2 protein-coding genes are annotated in these 2,542 nt (G+C 69.2%); both read right to left on the reverse strand.

Annotated features, from left to right (window positions below; genetic code table 11):
* Positions 1-113 precede the first annotated feature (113 nt).
* Complete coding sequence (gene istB / locus KZ829_RS42490; RefSeq protein ID WP_220149503.1) at positions 114-905, reverse strand: IS21-like element helper ATPase IstB; 792 nt, start codon at positions 903-905, stop codon at positions 114-116.
* Positions 902-2,410, reverse strand: a complete 1,509-nt coding sequence (gene istA / locus KZ829_RS42495) for an IS21 family transposase (protein ID WP_220149504.1) — start codon at positions 2,408-2,410, stop codon at positions 902-904. The genes istB and istA overlap by 4 nt, the downstream gene beginning before the upstream one ends.
* Positions 2,411-2,542 lie beyond the last annotated feature (132 nt).

The following is a 2,542-nucleotide window of genomic DNA, read 5'->3' on the forward strand; positions in this document are numbered from 1 at the left end:
TGTCAATGGCCAATCAGTTCGCCCCAGAGGCGGCCAGTAGTTGTCCCCGCTGGCGGCCACGGTTTCTCCCCGCTGGCGGCCAGATAAGTTCCCCGCCGTGGGGTGGTGCTGGATCAGTGCAGGGCTTTGACGCCGTGTCCTGCGGTGGCTTGGTTGAAGCGGTAGCTGTCACCCTGAGTCACAACGACGTGCGCGTGGTGCAGGAGCCGATCGACGGTGGCGGTGGCCAGGGTCTTGGGCATGATCTCGTCGAAGCCTGACGGGTGCAGGTTCGAGCTGACCGCGAGGCTGCGTCGTTCGTAGGCGGCGTCGACGAGGCGGTAGAAGCCTTCGGCGGCGTCCGGCGAGACCGGCAGCAGCCCGATGTCGTCGATGATGATCAGGTCGGTGCGGATCAGCCGGGTCATGGCCCGGGTGACCGAGTCGTCGGGGCGGTGCCGTCGGACCATGACGCCGAGGTCTTCGATGGTGAACCAGGCGACGGTCATGCCGGCTTCGACCGCGGCTTGGCCGAGGGCTTCGCAGAAGTGGCTCTTGCCGGTGCCCGACGGTCCGCAGATCGACAGGTTCTCCTTGCGCTGGACCCATTCCAGGCTGCGCAGCGCGTCCTGGGTCGGCCGTGGGATCGACGAGGCCTGCTCGTCCCAGTCGCCGAAGGTTTTGCCGGACGGGAACGCGGCGCGTTTGCGGCGGGTCCGCAGGTTGGCCTGGTCACGGCCGGCGGCTTCCTCGGCGAGCAGGACCCTGACGACTTCGGCGGGGTCCCAGCGTTGGGCTTTCGCGGTCGGGACCAGGTCGGCCATGGCCCGGCGCAGGTGCGGCAGTTTCAGCCGCTTGGTGAGCTCGATCGCTTCGGTCAGCGGGTCACCGGCGGCGCCGGTGACCCGCAGCGGGGTGATGGTCACTGCTGTCGTTCTCCTGTCGTGGTGCCGAACGTCGACCAGGCAGAAGTGCCTGGTTGCAGGCTGTGGGTCTCGCTGGCCCTGGTCGGGGCCGTGTCGTCGTTGCGCTGGTGAACCAGCAGCCGCAGCAGGTCGTTGTCAGCGAACCGGCCGGCCATGGCGGCAGTTCCGAGGGCCCGGTCGACGTCAGCCGGGTCGTGGAGTTTGGCCAGGGCGACGGCTTCGGTCATCTTGCGGCGGACCCCGCGGGTTCCGGCCGCGGCGGCTTCAACCAGCCAGGCGGCAGCACCGGGACCAAGCGCCAGGAACGCGGCCTCGTCGGCGGTGCGGGCCCGGGGCACCCGTTCGGCCGTCTCCGACGTGCGGGTTCGGGGCGGGTAGTGCTCGTCGATGATCGACGGACGCCCAGGTTCAGCCCGCTCGTGGCGGGCGACCTCGGTCGGGCCGGTGTCGGTGACCGCGGTGACGATCAGCTCGTCGCCGTGGAACCTTGCCCAGACCCGGGTGTCGATGAGTTCGTGCGGGACCGAGTAACGCACGCCTTCGACGGAGATGGTGCAGTCCCAGTTCACCCGGCGGGTGGTGCCGAACGCGACGGTGAACGGCTGGGCCGGCAGCGGATGCAGCCGTTGCTGCTCTTCGAGCAGTGCCTCGGCCGGGCGGCGGCGGGTGTCGCGGTGGATGCGGTCGTTGACCTGGTCGGTGAAGTCGCGGCAGGCCGCCTCCAGCTCGGAGAACTTGCGGTACTGATCCAGCAGGTTCGCACTCGTCGGGACCAGGTCGGCCTTGGCGATCTTCACGGTGTTCTCGGCGCCGCCCTTGGACTGCGGGTCCGCCGGCACGCAGGTACGGATCGTCATCCCGTAATGCCGGGCGACCTGCACGATCTCCGGATTGCGGACGGCGATGTCCGCGACGTGCTCGACCGTGATGGTCTTCTCGTTGTCGGTGAGCACGTAGGCCGGCACCCCACCGAGCCGGCGCAGGGTCGCGTCCAGGCAGGCCACGATCGTCGGCAGCGTCTTGTCCAGCACCGGGATCACGACCCGGAACCGCGACCAGGGCAGCCACGCGCACCACAACGTGGTCCGACGGCCACCGATGCGTGGGCCCTCGCCCCAGTCGAACTGCATCCACAGCCCCGGCTCCGGAATCCACGGCCGGAACACCCGCCGCTGCCCGGTCTGCCAGGACTTCTTCACCGCGGCGACCGCCCGGCGGGTGGTGCGTTCTCCGCCAACGAAGCCCATCGCGGTGATCCGCCGGTGCACCACGTCGGCGCGGATCCGGCCTCCCGAGCGGGCGACCAGCTCCTCGATCTTGTCCATGAAGTCGTCGATCGGCCGGGACCGCTGCGCACGCTCCTCAGGGCTACGGCCCTCGGTCCGCAACTTCACATACCGGGCCACGGTGTGGTGGTCACACCCCGCCAGCTCGGCCGCCGCACGGTAACTACCCGTGAGGTCGTAGGCCTCCAAGATTTCCACGATCTCCCTGCCGCTCTTCACGCCGCCGACCCTCGCCGACCGGCATCCGGTGTTGATCAGCGGGGAGATATCTGGCCATCCACGGGGAGAACCCTGGCCACCAGCGGGGCGGTAAATGGCCGCCTATGGGGATCTTTCACTGGCCGCGGACAA

Source organism: Actinoplanes hulinensis (assembly GCF_019429605.1).
Taxonomy (GTDB): Bacteria; Actinomycetota; Actinomycetes; order Mycobacteriales; family Micromonosporaceae; genus Actinoplanes; species Actinoplanes campanulatus.